Source organism: Chengkuizengella marina, assembly GCF_009910845.1.
GTDB lineage: Bacteria > Bacillota > Bacilli > Paenibacillales > KCTC-33759 > Chengkuizengella > Chengkuizengella marina.
Genome location: NZ_SIJB01000042.1, coordinates 1 through 14,838, shown reverse-complemented (window position 1 = coordinate 14,838; position 14,838 = coordinate 1). Strand labels below are relative to the sequence as shown.

The following is a 14,838-nucleotide window of genomic DNA, read 5'->3' as shown; positions in this document are numbered from 1 at the left end:
CTATACTATGGAGTAGATGTTATTTTTGTGTATAAAATAAGGGATGTGATTTTATGCTTGTAGGACAGAGGGTAAGTTATACTTTTAAAAGCACATTACTTAACCTTGCATATTCTTCTATGTTTAATGTTTCACCACGTCTTGAGGGATCAATGTCACAGGATTGTAATATGGAAATTAACTTTTGTTTATCATCTTTAGTAAAAAGATTAGAGATTAAGTTGTTAATTATCGTTTTTCTTCTTTGCCCAAAACTAGCCTGAACTACCTTGAAAAAAAATACACTATCCTCTACTTGAACAATGGGTTTCTTACGTCGCTTTAATCTAATCACTGCCGAATCAACATTAGGCTGTGGTATAAAAACCGTGTTTGGAACAGTTAATACCATTTCTGGTTCACAATAATATTGGACAGCTATACTCAAGCTACCGTAATCTTTTCTTCCGGGTGATGCAACCATTCTTTCGGCAACTTCTTTTTGGATCATAACTACAATATTTTCTATAGGCAGTTGTTTTTCCAACAAAGCCATTATGATTGGGGTAGTCACATAATAAGGTAAATTAGCAACTACACTTATCTCTGTTTGATCTCTAAAATGTTCTTTAAAAATAGAATTTAGATCTAGCTTTAACACATCACCATGAATAACTTCAACATTATCATATGGTTGAAGTAAATCGTTTAATATTGGAATTAACCGTTGATCTAACTCAATTGCTGTTACTTTTCCAGCTGAATGAGCCAACGATTGTGTTAATGCTCCGATACCTGGTCCAATCTCCAAAGCACCTTTACTTTGATCCAGTTCTGCTGCATTTACGATCTTTTCTAGAATATTTTGATCAATTAAAAAATTTTGACCTAAACTCTTTTTAAACGAAAAACCATATTTCTTTATAATCTCTTTTGTATTTTTAGGTAATGAAATTTTATCTATACGTATGTTGTCCATCAGCTTAATTCAATCCTTTAACTTAATTTGTCGTAATCCATTGGCAAATTCTTGTTTTGTAATTTGAAACATTTTACATCTTTTATAAAATTGTTTTCCGTTACAATATCCAATCCCTAATATTTTACCCAATTCCTCTCTTCTTTTAGCAGCTTGAGAATGAATGATAAGACCTGCATCAATAAGGTCTTGCCAAGAGATCTGTTCTTCTATATCCGTAAACTCTGTTTTTACATTTTCAAGTGCTGTTTTTATAGCTTTTATTGAAGCATTTTCAACCCCAATATCATCTTTATAACTTGCCTCTTCTCTAGTCAAAAAAGCATGTTTACACCCTTTTACTTTAGAAGAAATGATTTTTCTAATTCGTTCACCTGCATGATCAGGATCTGTAAAAATAATTACGCCTCTTCGTTCCTGAGCTAATTTGATCCTTTGAATCACTTCTTTATTAATTGCTGAGCCACCTGTCTCAATTGTGTCTGCATCAACTGCTCGCTGTATTGCAGTGGTATCGTCCTTTCCTTCAACCACAATCATTTCTCTAATCATCTTTTTGATCCCTTCTTTATTTCTCATCCAAGTATATATGATATGTGTTTCCTTAAACAAGAAAGTCTAAAATTATCAAATTAAATACTTAAAAATTATATTATTGACATACAATGACTACAGTTGTAGTATGTAAATAGACTACAATTGTAAGGAGGAGATAATTATTAAGGATTTACCCAAAATATCAGATGCAGAATGGAAAGTAATGGAGGTATTATGGGTTTATTCACCAAGATCTTCAAGTGAATTATTCAACATTTAAATAGTATGAGTTGGAGCCCAAAAACTGTTCATACATTGATAAGTAGACTAGTAAAAAAAGAAGCTGTTGGAGTAAAAAAGGACACTCGATTTCATTTATATTTCCCATTATTCACTATGGAAGAATGTAAAGAAATGGAGACAGTTTCATTTTTAAAAAAAGTGTACTCTGGATCACTAAAGATGTTTATAACTAATTTCATAAATGATGAGAAACTGACATACTAAGAAATTGAAGCATTAAAAAAGATAATAGAAGAAAAAAGAGAATAGATACTGCAAGTTTACTAAGGATGGTGAAAACAATTGAATCTAACACATATATTTCAAACTATCCTATCCCTATCCCTTATGGGGAGTTTAGTCATTGGAATTATTCTAATAATAAAAAGAGTATTTAAAGACAAGCTAAGTGCTCATTGGCATTACTACATATGGCTTATTGTCATTATAAGATTAATAATCCCTTACTCACCTGAAAGTCCAGTAAATATCTTCAATTTTTTGAATCAAGAATCGCAGCAAACAATTCAAGAAAAAAATCTAAGTAAGATGTATACAAACAACAGCAATGATATTAAATTAACACAAGAGAACAACTTAATTAGTAATTCTTTGTCAACGACGAGTGATAATTCAGAGCAAGGAATAAAAAATCATACAAATTACGAGCAGCCTGTACAACAAAACATCTTACACAAGTTTACTTTTCAAAATATAGGTTATATATGGCTCATCGGAACCCTAATTATTTTCATTTATATTCTTGTAATACATATTCGATTTCACTGGACGTTATCCAAAAAAACCAAATGTGCAAACCATGAAATAATAGAGCTTTTAGAATCGTGTAAAAAAACACTAAAAGTTAAAGCTAAACTTTCAATTATATATGACAAAACATTAAACACACCTTCAATTATTGGTTTGATACGTCCCAAGTTGATCCTTCCAAAAGAAATGATAGAGAGTTTATCAAAAGAGGAAATAAAATATGTGTTCTTACATGAACTTGTTCATCTTAAAAAAAAGGATATTTTAATAAATTGGATAACCCTAACACTTCAAGCTATTTATTGGTTTAATCCTTTCATTTGGTACGCTTTTTACAAAATGAGATCTGACTGTGAATTAGCTTGCGATGCCCATGTTTTATCTCACCTTAAAAAAAATGAGCAAATAGCATATGGAAAAACCATCATTAGTGTTTTATCAAAACTATCAAAACAAAATCTGGTTCCAATATCTGTGGGAATGTCAAAAAATAAATCTAATATAAAAAGGAGAGTATTGATGATAAAAAGGTTTAAGAAATCATCTTGGAGATGGACAATGATGGCTATCATTTTGTTTATTGGGGTTGGAACGGTTGGTTTAACAGATGCGTTAAGTATTAATAAGAATGTAAATAAAGTGAAAGTACAATTTGAAGATACAAAGAATGACGTTTTGAAAACATTCAATTTAACAGATGATTTATCAAAATTTATGAATGATTATATGAATCAAATGGAAGTGAAAATGGAGGAAACAGAGTTTTCTGAACAATTTCCATATTTAAAAGATACAGAATTCATTAAAAATCTAAGAGTTACTGAACTAAATAACGAGGAACAACTTTCCCTCCGAATAGAATGGGATACTGAAAAATTACCTAAAAGATATAGTTATGTATCCTTTAAAGAAGGCGATTCCAATCCTTTTCGTAAATATGAATCTTTTGGCATGCGTAGGTATATTGGATTATCTGATAATGGCAATCCATACTTGTATCATTCAGTACAAGCAGGAGAAACATATCATTTTATCATATTGGCTGCGGATTCTTATGGAAAAGAATATAAAAGTAATGAAATTATAGTGCATATCCCCGACGATATTGAAGTCACTCCTAATCCATCCGATGGGGGTGAACCTCCAAAAATTGAAATAGCAAAAGAAGCTCTTCATGGTTTTGAGGATCTTAAAGATATAAATAATGTACCTGTTAAAGATGAATCAGATTTAATTGTAACTAATATATCCTTTGAAGACAAAGATCCTAGAAAAGGATTTATAGAGGGTACGTTAACCTTTAAGGCACCTTCAACAGAAAATAATATTGACTATTACATGATTGATTTTGTTTATTATCGTAGTCCTAATAGTTATCAAAAAATCAATTTCACGATGAATAGTACACATGACATTTCTATTGTTGACAAAAATTATACAGATTATAGTTATGAACATAATGGTTATAGTACTCGTGTTAGTTCTAAACTTACTAACAACGTAAGTATGAAAATAACTCCAGACGGAAGTTCAACCTATTCTGTAGATTTAAAACTTAGTAATTTACAATATGTTGAAATAAATGAGGATAATTTGATAATATCTGATTTAGTATTCTTAGTGAATTCTAACAGTACTGCTTGGTTTGATGGTGTTTACTTTGAAGATTATGTAAATGAAAGTTAGATAGCAATATAAGATAGACCGTCAATTGGATATACGGTCTATCTTTATTAGAAATCTAAAAAATTACCCTTAAGGTTTATTAGGACCAATAACATAAACAGTATAGCCCCTCTTTGTACCAAAAGCTTCCACAAAATTCTCATCATCATAATAAATATCTACCTTTTTACCTTTTACCGCACTACCAATATCCTCTGCTCTTCTAAAACCATAACCTTCGATATAAATCCACCATCCTAGAGGAATGACATTTGGATCTACAGCAACAGTATGACCTTCCTTCACCGTTGTTCCTGTGTAAGTAATACCATATTGAGGATGTTCTTTCGTTTTACCAGTAGATTTCAATCCAGCATCATAAGCAGTTAATTTCACATTATTTAATACTTTTTTGTAACCAAATGTATTGCCATTTACTGTAATTTCAGCAACATCTGGTGAAGAACTTGTTAATTTAACAATTGGCTTTAAAGTTCCCTTTGCCAAAATTTGATTTGTACTTTCAATTTGAACTACCTCTTGAATGATTTTCTCTGAAATAATTTTACCATCTTTTGTTACTTTTTCTGTTTTTGTAAGAAGTACTCCTTCACTGCCTTCTTGTACAATGACTTCCTTACCTTCTTGTAATGTTGGATCTTCAATCGTAACAACATCGTAAGCAATCGGTGATTGTACAGCTTCAATAGCTGTTTCAATTCTTGTGATTTTTATTTCTAAACTTTCCATTACTTTAGCATCTAGAGAAGTAGATACTTCATCTTGAGGGCCTAATTCAATATTTTGTTCTTCAATCACTTCTTTTACAGTATCAGCTGTCGTATACACCAGTTCACTTTGGCCATCTGCTTTTATTAATACAGGAACTGCGAAATTAATCATAATTTTATCCTGATCTTTTAAAATCGTATCCAATGGTTTTGAAATTTCATCATTTGCTTCAATTATGATATTCTGTTCCTTTAATAAATCCTCTAATACATCCTCTTTTGTTTGAATAACCTTCTCCTCATCATTAATGACTAAATATATTTCTTTTGAATTAAAAACATATAAAACCCAACATAGAATAATCACGACAGTAATTAAACCAGAAGCTAGTAAAGCTGTGAGAGTTTTTTTATTACGGACTCTCATCCAATTCCCCCTTAAAACCTTTGTATTTCAAAAATTTCAAAAAATTGTGAAAACAATAATTATTATGCAATTAAGAAAAAAATAATTCTTAATCAGTTGGAAAAATATATTAAACTATTGCAATTGTTTCTTTAAGATCATACTTAACTTATCCTAAGAATGTAAAACTCCAAAAAGAAAAGATTAGAGGGTTAAAACGGTAAATTCCATGAAAATGAAATGTTTTAACCCCCTAATCTTAAATTTTACACTGATTATCTCTATTTAACTGCTTAATACGAATACAAATTATATTTGAAAACATTTTTTAGCATTATTCGTTGTAATTCGTGCTACTTCATCAAATGATAAATCCTTTAATTCAGCAGCTGATTCTGCAACATATTTCACATAAGCAGGTTCATTTCTTTTTCCTCGATAAGGATGAGGAGTTAAATAGGGACAGTCTGTTTCCACTAACAACTTATCTAAAGGTACATTTTTAAGCACTTCCTTTGGCTGTTTTGCATTTTTAAAAGTGACCGGTCCCCCAAATGATATGTAGAAGTTCATATCCAAGCACTTCTGGGCAATTTCCCAGCTCCCTGAATAACAATGCATCACGCCACCTACTTCAGCAGCATTCTCTTCAGCTAAAATATCTACAACATCTTGATGTGCATCTCTATTATGAATCACGATAGGTTTATTCACTTTACGTGCTAATCGGATCTGTTCTCTAAATACTTCCTGTTGAATATCTTTTGGTGAAGTATCCCAATAATAATCTAACCCTATTTCTCCTATAGCTACTACCTTTTTGTGATTGCATAAAGATTCTATCCAATTCAAATCGTCAGGAGTCATGTGGATGGCATCTGTTGGGTGCCATCCAACTATTGCATAGATAAAGTCATATTTTTCTGACAGTTCAATCGTTTCTGGAATCGTCTCACGATTGAAACCTACATTGATCATTATTGAAACTCCGTTTTGTCTCGCTCTTTCAATGACTTGTTCACGATCTTCATTAAATTGTTCTGCATTTAAGTGTACATGTGTATCAATTAACATTATTAAACTCCCTTCATATAATCCTAATCCATAGTCTACATAAATATATGGTAAAATGAAATATATCTTTTTATTGTTTAAATATTTTTCGACAAATTTCTACATTTATAATGAATGTTTGTCGAATTCAAATAAAAACTATAACGTGAATTTAAATACATAAAAAACTCACTTTTTTTCGTCCTGAAATCCAGATTTGTTGCATAAATATAAAAGTACTATACATTATTTAGAAATTTACAAATTCTTGATTAAAGAAGTATTGACTAATTTGGCAAACATTAGTATCATAAGGGATGAAAATATTGTCGAAAATTGACGTTTAATAATAAAGAGAGGGGAATAAATTTATGAAATCTACAGGTATTGTTAGAAAAGTTGACGAATTAGGCCGTGTAGTTATTCCAATTGAACTACGCAGAACTTTAGGTATTGCAGAAAAAGACGCGTTAGAAATATATGTTGACGGGGAAAAGGTCATGTTAAAAAAGTATGAGCCAGCATGTATTTTTACCGGTAATGCAAATGATTTAGTTTATTTCAAAGGAAAAATGATCAGTAAAGAAATTATTCCTGAACTAATTGAAATTTTTAATGCTAGCAAAAAAGATAATTCAGTGACAAAAGAAATTATTTAGTATATAATAGAATAAGATTTAGTTAATTCTAACCTTTTCATATCTCCTTTGTCTCCTGCCGTTATATAAATAATTATAATCAAACGGCAGGATTTTTTTTCTTAAAGGAGATGATTATATATATCCCTCTTAGATACCTTGCGATCTATCGCGACTTTTTTCATGGCTTCCTTCTTATCAAACCTCTGATTAATATAATGATCCAAATGTTCTTGAATAGATAATAAACTCCACCATAATTCATCTTTCTTTTCTACTTTTTCAATATTCCCTTGAACAACGATGCAATATTCACCTTGAACTTTCATGTCCTCCATATAACTGATACATTCTTCTAATGATCCCCTGACTATTTCTTCATATTTTTTAGTTATTTCTCTTGCAATGGAAATACGACGATCTCCCCACACTTCTAACATTAAGTTTAGTGTATTTAATAATCGATGTGGAGACTCGTAAAAAATAATAGTTCCTCTCGTCTCTAACATTTCTTGAATTTTTTCTTTTTTATCTTTTTTTTCTCGAGGTAAAAATCCATAGAACAGAAAATGATTTGTATATAATCCAGAGATGATTAGAGCAGATAATGCAGCATTTGCGCCAGGAATAGGGATTACTGAAAGATTGGATTCTATAGCTAACTGAACTAACTCATTGCCAGGATCTGAAATAACCGGTAAACCAGCATCACTGACCAACGCAATGTCTTTACCTTGCTGAATAAGGCGTACGATTTCTTTTCCACTTGCATATTTATTATGCTCATGATAACTAATACATCTCGTTGAAATCTGGAAGTGAGACAGAAGTTTTCTCGTTTGTCTTGTATCTTCGCAAGCAATACACTCTACTTCTTGTAATATTCTTAGAGCTCTATAAGAGATATCTTCTAAATTTCCTATCGGTGTGCCTACTAAGTAAAGGCAACCTTTATTTTTTTCATCTTCTAAAAAACTTTTTTGTATGTTCATTTTGTAGCATCTCCATAATATATTTCCATTAACTCATCACAATATTGATTGTGTTTATCATAAACAATCAATGGGTTTAATATGTGCATATCCGCTTTTCCATTTCTTATTCCCTCTACAAGCACCATGTTTGCTTCTTCACCTATCCTTGGATGTATCAATCGAATACGTTTCGGTTCAATTTTGTATTGTCTCATTAAAACAATAATATCCGCTAGTCTAGACGCACGATGTACTAGACCCACCTTACCACCACTCTTAACAAGTTTATTGCAAGCTGAAATAACATCTTCTAATGTACATAAAATTTCATGACGTGCATTAGCAATAAATTCATTATCATTTAGTTTTCCTGAGAATGCTGGAAGATAGGGTGGATTCACTGTAACCAAATCAAACCTACCATAACCCAATTGTGTATGTACCTGTTTTAAATCACCTTGAATGATAGAAATTTGATCGGATAAATCATTCATTTTTATATTTCTTACAGCCATATCCGCTAACTTTTTTTGAATTTCAACTGCTGTAATCTGAGCTTTTGTTCTAGTAGACAACAATAATGGGATTACACCATTACCAGAACATAAATCTAAAATATTCCCTCTTATTGGAACAGAGCAAAAACGTCCGAGTAATACAGCATCCATCGAAAAACTAAAAACCTCTTCACTTTGGATAATCTTTAAATCTTGAGTTAATAAATCATCAATTCTTTCGTCCTTCATTAAAGGTATGTTTTGTTTCATAATTAGTTCCTTTATTTAAAAATCCTTATATTATTTATAATTTGTAAAACCGCAGGAAACGCCCTGCGGTTTTACATTTAATTCTATTTGTTTAAAAATGATAAGCAAAAGAGACAGTCACCTTCTGTTCTAAGGTGTCCATAATATACATTACAAATATGAAATCCTTCATAATACAAACGAGCTAAATTATCATATCCTTCACCTATAACTAGAGAAGGAGGATTTTCCTCTTTTATTTTATCTTTATCAGTCTGGTCTGTTTTCAACATACTTCTTAATTGTTGATTCTCTAAACTTAATCGTTTATTTTCCTCCAACAATTGTACAATTTTTTTTTTCATTTCGCCAATATCTTTATATATATCGCCTAAATGCTGTTCTAGTTCATTGGCCTGTGCATAGATATCCTTTTTCTCCACAATTCCACCTCAGTTTAAGAAAACTGCATTTATTCTTGTTCAACAACATCTTCAAGTGATAATTCTTTCACTTTTTCCATTTCGAAAATTTTAACTTGTACTAAACTTTTTTCTGGATTAATAGAAATAACCTTACCTTCACCCAATGAGGTAATCACAAAACTTCCAACTTTAGGTAGATCGCTTTTAGCACTCTCATATTGATCGTGTTCAAACTTTAAACAACACATGAGCCTACCACATAGACCAGAAATTTTCGTTGGATTTAAGGAGAGTCTCTGATCTTTTGCCATTTTGATGGAAACGGGTTCAAAATCACCTAGCCATGTTGAACAACACAATGTTCTTCCACAAGGACCAATGCCTCCTAACATCTTAGCCTCATCTCTTACTCCAATTTGCCTTAATTCAATACGTGTTTTAAAAATACTTGCCAAGTCTTTAACTAGCTCTCGAAAATCTACTCTTCCTTCTGCTGTAAAATAAAATATGATTTTATTCCTATCAAAAGTATATTCTACATCAATTAACTTCATATATAATTGATGTTGATTAATTTTATCTAAACAAACATAAAAAGCCTCTTTAGCATCTTTTTTATTACTTTCCATCACTTTAACATCTGCTGATTTTGCTATACGAATCACTTTCTTCAAGGGAAGTACAATATCTGACTCATCGACCTGTTTTTCCCCAATGACTACTGTTCCGTATTCTATACCGCGCGCTGTTTCAACAATCACATGATCATCTTTTTTTACGGGATGATTCGTAGGATCAAAATAATAAATCTTGCCCGCTTTTTTAAAGCGAACCCCAATCACTGAGTACATTTCAACCCCCCTTAATTTGAATCATAAATTGATCAAGAGCTAACTGAGGATTTACATTAAATCGAAGTTTCTTTTTTGTATTTACTGTAACCTCCATACATTGAATCCACTCGGCCATCTGACGTGTGAAGGCATTTTTTTCTAACCAAGCAAGCTCGTCTTCAAAAACAAGTCTTTCCTTTCGCCCACTTTGTATGTGAATGATATCTTTAAACCATAGTATAAATAAATCTAAAAGTATATTCAGCTCGTCTGTAAGGTTGGATTTAAATATTTTTTGTTGTGCTGTAATGCTCGCAACGGAAAACTTATTTAAACTTTCCTTAGCTAATTGTATCATTATGCCTCTAATTTCTGCAAACGAATTTAATTGGATAAACTGCCTAGCTTCTTCCAGGCCAGATGTTAAATGTACTGCACTGTAAACTAACTCTCTAGAAAACCCTTCTGAAATTAATTGATCAGCCATCTTGTCTGGAGATAATGGCTGGAATGATATCCATTGTGAACGTGATCGAATCGTTGGTAAAATAGCATGTCCATTGTTTGCAATTAAAATAGCAATCACGTTAGACTGAGGTTCCTCTAAAAATTTCAGTAAACTGTTTGCTGCTTGTATTGTTAATTGATCCGCATGAAATAATATATATATTTTCACTTGATTTTCATTCATTTTATATGAAAAATCTTTTTGTAGATCACGAATTTGTTCTATTTTTATATGATTTCCATCTGGTTCTATAAGACGAAGTTGTGGATGGTTCCCATGTTCAAATTTTTTACACTCAATGCATTGATCACAAGCATCATCTTTATTTTGAATACAAAAAATAGCCTTTGCAAAATTCAAGGCCATTTTACTTTTCCCTGTGCCTGAAGGTCCTGTGAACAAATAAGTATGTGAAATTTTATTCATCCTTAGTCCGTTCTGAAGTTTCTTTTTCACCTTATTTTGATTTAAAATTTCATGAAAAGACATGTTATAACCCCTTAATATTCATTCCCATTAAAATAATATATTGATCAACATTCCTCTTATTTCGCCTACTTTTTCTAATATTTCAATTCTACCTTTTTCACTTTGCAATAAATCGTCTGTCATTTCTAACAATGATTGATCTACTTCTTCTAAAAGTTTATATCTTCTTCCTCTTCCTCGTCGATCTTTGCCTATTTTATCTTTAAGCTGGATTCCATTTCGAACAGTCTCATCCATGAATTGTTTTACGAGTTTCTTATATGCAAATAATTCGCGAACGGTCATGGATTTTGATAATCGTTTACCTTGTATTTCTATTTGAAGAATGGCTTGCTTTAATTGTTCACTTGATGCAAATCTTTCTTGGTGCTGCAACGTTTCGGAAAAATTTTTCATTGTAATTGAATTTTGATTTGCTTGATCTGTAAGCAATGCATTTTTTTGTAAGGAACGTAAACCAGAGTTTATCTTCAATTCATTTTACCTACCTTTAAAAATGTTCAAACTTTTCCACAGGTACAACAAATACTGCAGCTCCTCCTACTTGTACTTCAATTGGAAATGGGATATACGAATCAGTTGTTCCTCCAACAGGCGAAACAGAGGATACTAACTGATCTCTCACCTTACAGTTTGCTTTAATGACACCAATTGCTTCATCTATTTTTTCATCTTCAACGCCGATCATAAAAGTGGTATTACCCGCTTTTAAAAATCCACCAGTACTTGCTAATTTTGTAGCTCGAAAGTTTGATTTAATTAATGCGTTAGACAATCGGTTACTGTCCTTATCTTGTACTACTGCAATAATTAATTTCATTTTAATCCCTCCTACTATTATACTTTAAAATAGTTTAAACTACTAATGATTTTCATCAGAGTGATGACGAGATCCAAAAAAGTAAACCATCTTTAACTGGACATTCTATTTGCTAATAATTTGGTCATATCCTCTAATATTTCCTCTGAGATAACATCAATAGGTTGATTGGCATTTATCAAATATACTCTATCTGGATTTTCCTTGGCTATTTGTAAAAAACCCTCTCTTACCTTTTTATGATAATCATGGGCTTTTTGTTCTATACGATCTAAAATTATTTCACCCTTTTTATTTGTTCTCTGAGATAATCTATTCTTACTTTCCTTCACACTTACATCCATCATATATGTTCTTTTCGGTTGTAATCCAGAACTAGCAAAGTGATTAATTTCTTTAATTGTTTTTTTAGCAATCCCTAATCCAACAGATTGATAAGCCATGCTCGCATCAATATAACGATCGCACAACACAATTTTATTCTGTTGTAATGCTGGAACAATAACTTCATGTACATGCTGTGATCTAGACGCAGCATATAAAAGTACTTCTGTTTGATCTTTCATTTCTTGATATTCTGTTGATAAGAGTATGTTCCTAAGTAGGTCACTGATTCTTGTCCCTCCTGGTTCTCTTGTTGTAATCACGTCATAACCTTGTTTGATTAATGTATTGGCTAGTTGTTGTATTTGAGTGGTTTTACCTGAACCATCTGGTCCTTCAAATGTTATAAATAAACCGTTCACAAAAAACCTCCTTGTTGACTGAATTTTTGTATGTTAATTTAAAATGGATATTTGATGATTTATAATTTCTTTCGAACCTTGAAAATGAGCTCCTGAATTTATGTATTGTTCTATCTTATATATCGCTTCTTGTGTAATGATTTCACCTTGATAAAGTAAAGGAATTCCTGGAGGATAGGGAATAATCATTTCAGCAGATCTTAAATTCAATGCTTCATCTAATTTTACTACCTTCGTATTTTCAAAGTGATTTTCCAATTTTACAGGTAGACTTAAATCTGGGAAAGCCATTTCATTACTTATATTCGTTATATTTTTACTCAGTTCCTTCTTTTTTAAATTAAACTGAACTGATAAATCCTTTAATGCCTTTAGCAGTCTATTTATATCATCTTTTTTTGTAGAAACACTACATACGATTAATATAAACTTAGGATCTGCCATCTCAATCATGCAGCCTCGTTTTTCTAACGACTTTTGCAAATCATAGCCCGATAAAGTTTCTGTAAGATCATGTATTAAAATTTTAAAAGGATCTTGTGTATAATCCTCTCCATAGTCTTTTCCAATATCCACAATCTCAAACCATTGCAACATTTCCATTTCTTTTTTAAAGGTTAGAATAGTGGATTTTACGTTTATTATGTTCTCTCTTCCCTTGGTGTTCATCCATCTTCTACTGATATCAAGTGAAGCCATTAAAGGATACGATGGACTAGAGCTTTGCAGCATGGTTAAAAACCGACCTAATCTTTCTCTATCAATCCTATTTCCTTGAACATGAAGCATACCACTCATTGTCATTGATGTTAGCATTTTATGAGTAGATTGAACAACAGCATCTGCACCACAGGATAATGATGAATCCGGTAATTTAGGATGAAATCCATAATGAGCCCCATGTGCTTCATCTATTAGTACTGGAATATGATATTTATGTACTAAATCAACGAACCTTCTCAACCTCATTCCAATACCATAGTAATTTGGATTCGTAAGCAGAACAGCTTTTGCTTCAGGGTACTGAGCCAATGCTTTTTCTAAATGATTTATTGATACACCTAAATCTAGTCCTGTTTGGGGATCTATATTAGGAGGTAAAAACACAGCTTTTGCTTCAGCTAAAATAAGTCCATTAATTATAGATTTATGTACATTTCTTTGCAAGATGATGATATCATCTCTTCCACATACAGATAAAATCAAGGCAAGATTGCCTACAGTACTCCCATTTATTAAAAAATAACTTTGCTCAGAACCAAAACAATCTGCAGCAAGTTCCAATGCTTCTTTAATAATAGTTTGGGGATCATGAAGATCATCTAAACCAGTAATTTCAGTATAATCAATTTGCATAATATGCTCAAAATAGTATCGTTCTTCTTTATTTAAATCTAGTCCAAACTTGTGTCCTGGTACATGAAAACTAGCATATTGCTCCATATGGTATTGTTTCAACATATCAAATATAGGAGCTTTACGTTGATCCATTTACAAACATTACCTCCATGAAATATTGTAGTTCTTTATAAAATCATGACTATATTAAATAATATCATCCAATACGTCAAAAAAAAACCGCCAAATCTGAGACGGTCACTTATTATATAGAATAGCTCTTAAAGTTAAAAAACTTGTAATTAAATAATATTTTTATACCATATTCTTTTTAACTTTTTAATATAAAATGAATACTTTGCATCCGTTACATCTGTACGTATAATTTCAGATTCACAACGATTACATATAAATTCAGTACATATCATGATGCCATTCTTATTTTGCTTTTCACATACTATACAGGTATAGTCTAACTTACTCTCCATAGACTTCCCACCCTTGCTTTTTCTATCATTATGCCACATTATCTATCCTCTTAAACTTCTAAATTGATCTTAGAAAAAATATTTTTAAACTATACTGATAAAGTTAAATTTAATCTTGGTTGGTTATTATATGTACATTAAAATTAAATGGTGTAAAAATCTCATATTAAAAAAGACACCATAGTGATCAAGTCACTACAGTGTCTTTGGTTCGCTTGGCAACGTCCTACTCTCCCAGGACCTTGCGGTCCAAGTACCATCGGCGCTGGAGGGCTTAACGGTCGTGTTCGGTATGGGAACGTGTGGTACCCCTCCGCCATCATCACCAAACATTCAAGGATATTCCTTGAAAACTAGATGCGAAACAAAGATTAGTTATGGAATTATTTTTTGTTACTGGCCCCGAAAAACTCGGATTTACCTGCGAAGG

17 protein-coding genes and 1 rRNA gene are annotated in these 14,838 nt (G+C 31.6%); 3 read left to right on the top strand and 15 right to left on the bottom strand.

Translation table 11 applies throughout. From position 1 onward, the window contains the following. Positions 1 to 76: 76 nt before the first annotated feature. Positions 77 to 958, bottom strand: coding sequence for a 16S rRNA (adenine(1518)-N(6)/adenine(1519)-N(6))-dimethyltransferase RsmA (gene rsmA, locus ERL59_RS17895; RefSeq protein WP_160647610.1), 882 nt, complete (start codon positions 956 to 958; stop codon positions 77 to 79). 9 nt (positions 959 to 967) lie between these two features. Continuing rightward, positions 968 to 1,510, bottom strand: a complete 543-nt coding sequence (gene rnmV, locus ERL59_RS17890) for a ribonuclease M5 (protein WP_160647609.1) — start codon at positions 1,508 to 1,510, stop codon at positions 968 to 970. A gap of 270 nt (positions 1,511 to 1,780) precedes the next feature. On the opposite strand from rnmV, the gene ERL59_RS21630 reads away from it, so the two are divergent. Together ERL59_RS21630 and ERL59_RS17880 are read left to right on the top strand one after the other, a co-directional pair. Next, complete coding sequence (locus ERL59_RS21630) at positions 1,781 to 2,002, top strand: BlaI/MecI/CopY family transcriptional regulator (RefSeq protein WP_407925739.1); 222 nt, start codon at positions 1,781 to 1,783, stop codon at positions 2,000 to 2,002. A 78-nt stretch (positions 2,003 to 2,080) separates the two neighbouring features. After that, positions 2,081 to 4,234 carry a M56 family metallopeptidase gene (locus ERL59_RS17880; RefSeq protein WP_160647608.1) on the top strand — a complete coding sequence of 718 codons (2,154 nt, stop codon included), beginning with the start codon at positions 2,081 to 2,083 and terminating at the stop codon, positions 4,232 to 4,234. Positions 4,235 to 4,303: 69 nt separating this feature from the next. On the opposite strand, the gene ERL59_RS17875 is transcribed toward ERL59_RS17880, so the two are convergent. Together ERL59_RS17875 and ERL59_RS17870 are read right to left on the bottom strand one after the other, a co-directional pair. After that, positions 4,304 to 5,371 (bottom strand): 3D domain-containing protein, encoded by a 1,068-nt coding sequence (locus tag ERL59_RS17875; protein WP_160647607.1) that lies wholly within the window; start codon positions 5,369 to 5,371, stop codon positions 4,304 to 4,306. A gap of 288 nt (positions 5,372 to 5,659) precedes the next feature. Further along, positions 5,660 to 6,424: a TatD family hydrolase gene (locus ERL59_RS17870; protein WP_160647606.1), complete on the bottom strand. Its 765-nt coding sequence runs from the start codon at positions 6,422 to 6,424 to the stop codon at positions 5,660 to 5,662. Positions 6,425 to 6,774: 350 nt separating this feature from the next. On the opposite strand from ERL59_RS17870, the gene ERL59_RS17865 reads away from it, so the two are divergent. After that, entirely contained in the window at positions 6,775 to 7,062 is a 288-nt protein-coding gene (locus ERL59_RS17865; RefSeq protein WP_160647605.1) for an AbrB/MazE/SpoVT family DNA-binding domain-containing protein, read from the top strand. Between the two features lie 101 nt (positions 7,063 to 7,163). On the opposite strand, the gene rsmI is transcribed toward ERL59_RS17865, so the two are convergent. The 11 genes from rsmI to rrf form a co-directional block, all read right to left on the bottom strand. Continuing rightward, on the bottom strand, positions 7,164 to 8,033 hold the full coding sequence (gene rsmI, locus ERL59_RS17860; RefSeq protein WP_160647604.1) for a 16S rRNA (cytidine(1402)-2'-O)-methyltransferase: 870 nt from the start codon (positions 8,031 to 8,033) through the stop codon (positions 7,164 to 7,166). Next, entirely contained in the window at positions 8,030 to 8,782 is a 753-nt protein-coding gene (locus tag ERL59_RS17855; RefSeq protein ID WP_160647603.1) for a tRNA1(Val) (adenine(37)-N6)-methyltransferase, read from the bottom strand. Before ERL59_RS17855 ends, rsmI begins: the two co-directional genes overlap by 4 nt. Positions 8,783 to 8,865: 83 nt before the next feature. Next, positions 8,866 to 9,204: a DNA replication initiation control protein YabA gene (yabA, locus tag ERL59_RS17850; protein WP_160647602.1), complete on the bottom strand. Its 339-nt coding sequence runs from the start codon at positions 9,202 to 9,204 to the stop codon at positions 8,866 to 8,868. Positions 9,205 to 9,233: 29 nt separating this feature from the next. Beyond that, positions 9,234 to 10,037, bottom strand: a complete 804-nt coding sequence (locus ERL59_RS17845) for a PSP1 domain-containing protein (protein WP_160647601.1) — start codon at positions 10,035 to 10,037, stop codon at positions 9,234 to 9,236. 1 nt (position 10,038) lies between these two features. Continuing rightward, positions 10,039 to 11,016 (bottom strand): DNA polymerase III subunit delta', encoded by a 978-nt coding sequence (gene holB / locus ERL59_RS17840; protein ID WP_160647600.1) that lies wholly within the window; start codon positions 11,014 to 11,016, stop codon positions 10,039 to 10,041. A gap of 27 nt (positions 11,017 to 11,043) precedes the next feature. Beyond that, entirely contained in the window at positions 11,044 to 11,490 is a 447-nt protein-coding gene (locus ERL59_RS17835; RefSeq protein ID WP_160647599.1) for a YaaR family protein, read from the bottom strand. A gap of 16 nt (positions 11,491 to 11,506) precedes the next feature. After that, positions 11,507 to 11,836 (bottom strand): cyclic-di-AMP receptor, encoded by a 330-nt coding sequence (locus tag ERL59_RS17830; RefSeq protein ID WP_160647598.1) that lies wholly within the window; start codon positions 11,834 to 11,836, stop codon positions 11,507 to 11,509. Between the two features lie 92 nt (positions 11,837 to 11,928). Continuing rightward, a complete protein-coding gene (tmk, locus tag ERL59_RS17825) occupies positions 11,929 to 12,582 on the bottom strand; it encodes a dTMP kinase (protein WP_160647597.1) in 654 nt (217 codons plus the stop codon). A 33-nt stretch (positions 12,583 to 12,615) separates the two neighbouring features. After that, entirely contained in the window at positions 12,616 to 14,073 is a 1,458-nt protein-coding gene (locus tag ERL59_RS17820) for an aminotransferase class I/II-fold pyridoxal phosphate-dependent enzyme (RefSeq protein ID WP_160647596.1), read from the bottom strand. Positions 14,074 to 14,222: 149 nt separating this feature from the next. Continuing rightward, the gene (locus ERL59_RS17815; RefSeq protein WP_407925738.1) at positions 14,223 to 14,447 is read right to left on the bottom strand and encodes a sigma factor G inhibitor Gin; all 225 of its coding nucleotides are present in this window, start codon (positions 14,445 to 14,447) and stop codon (positions 14,223 to 14,225) included. A gap of 174 nt (positions 14,448 to 14,621) precedes the next feature. Further along, positions 14,622 to 14,738 (bottom strand): 5S ribosomal RNA (gene rrf / locus ERL59_RS17810). Positions 14,739 to 14,838 lie beyond the last annotated feature (100 nt).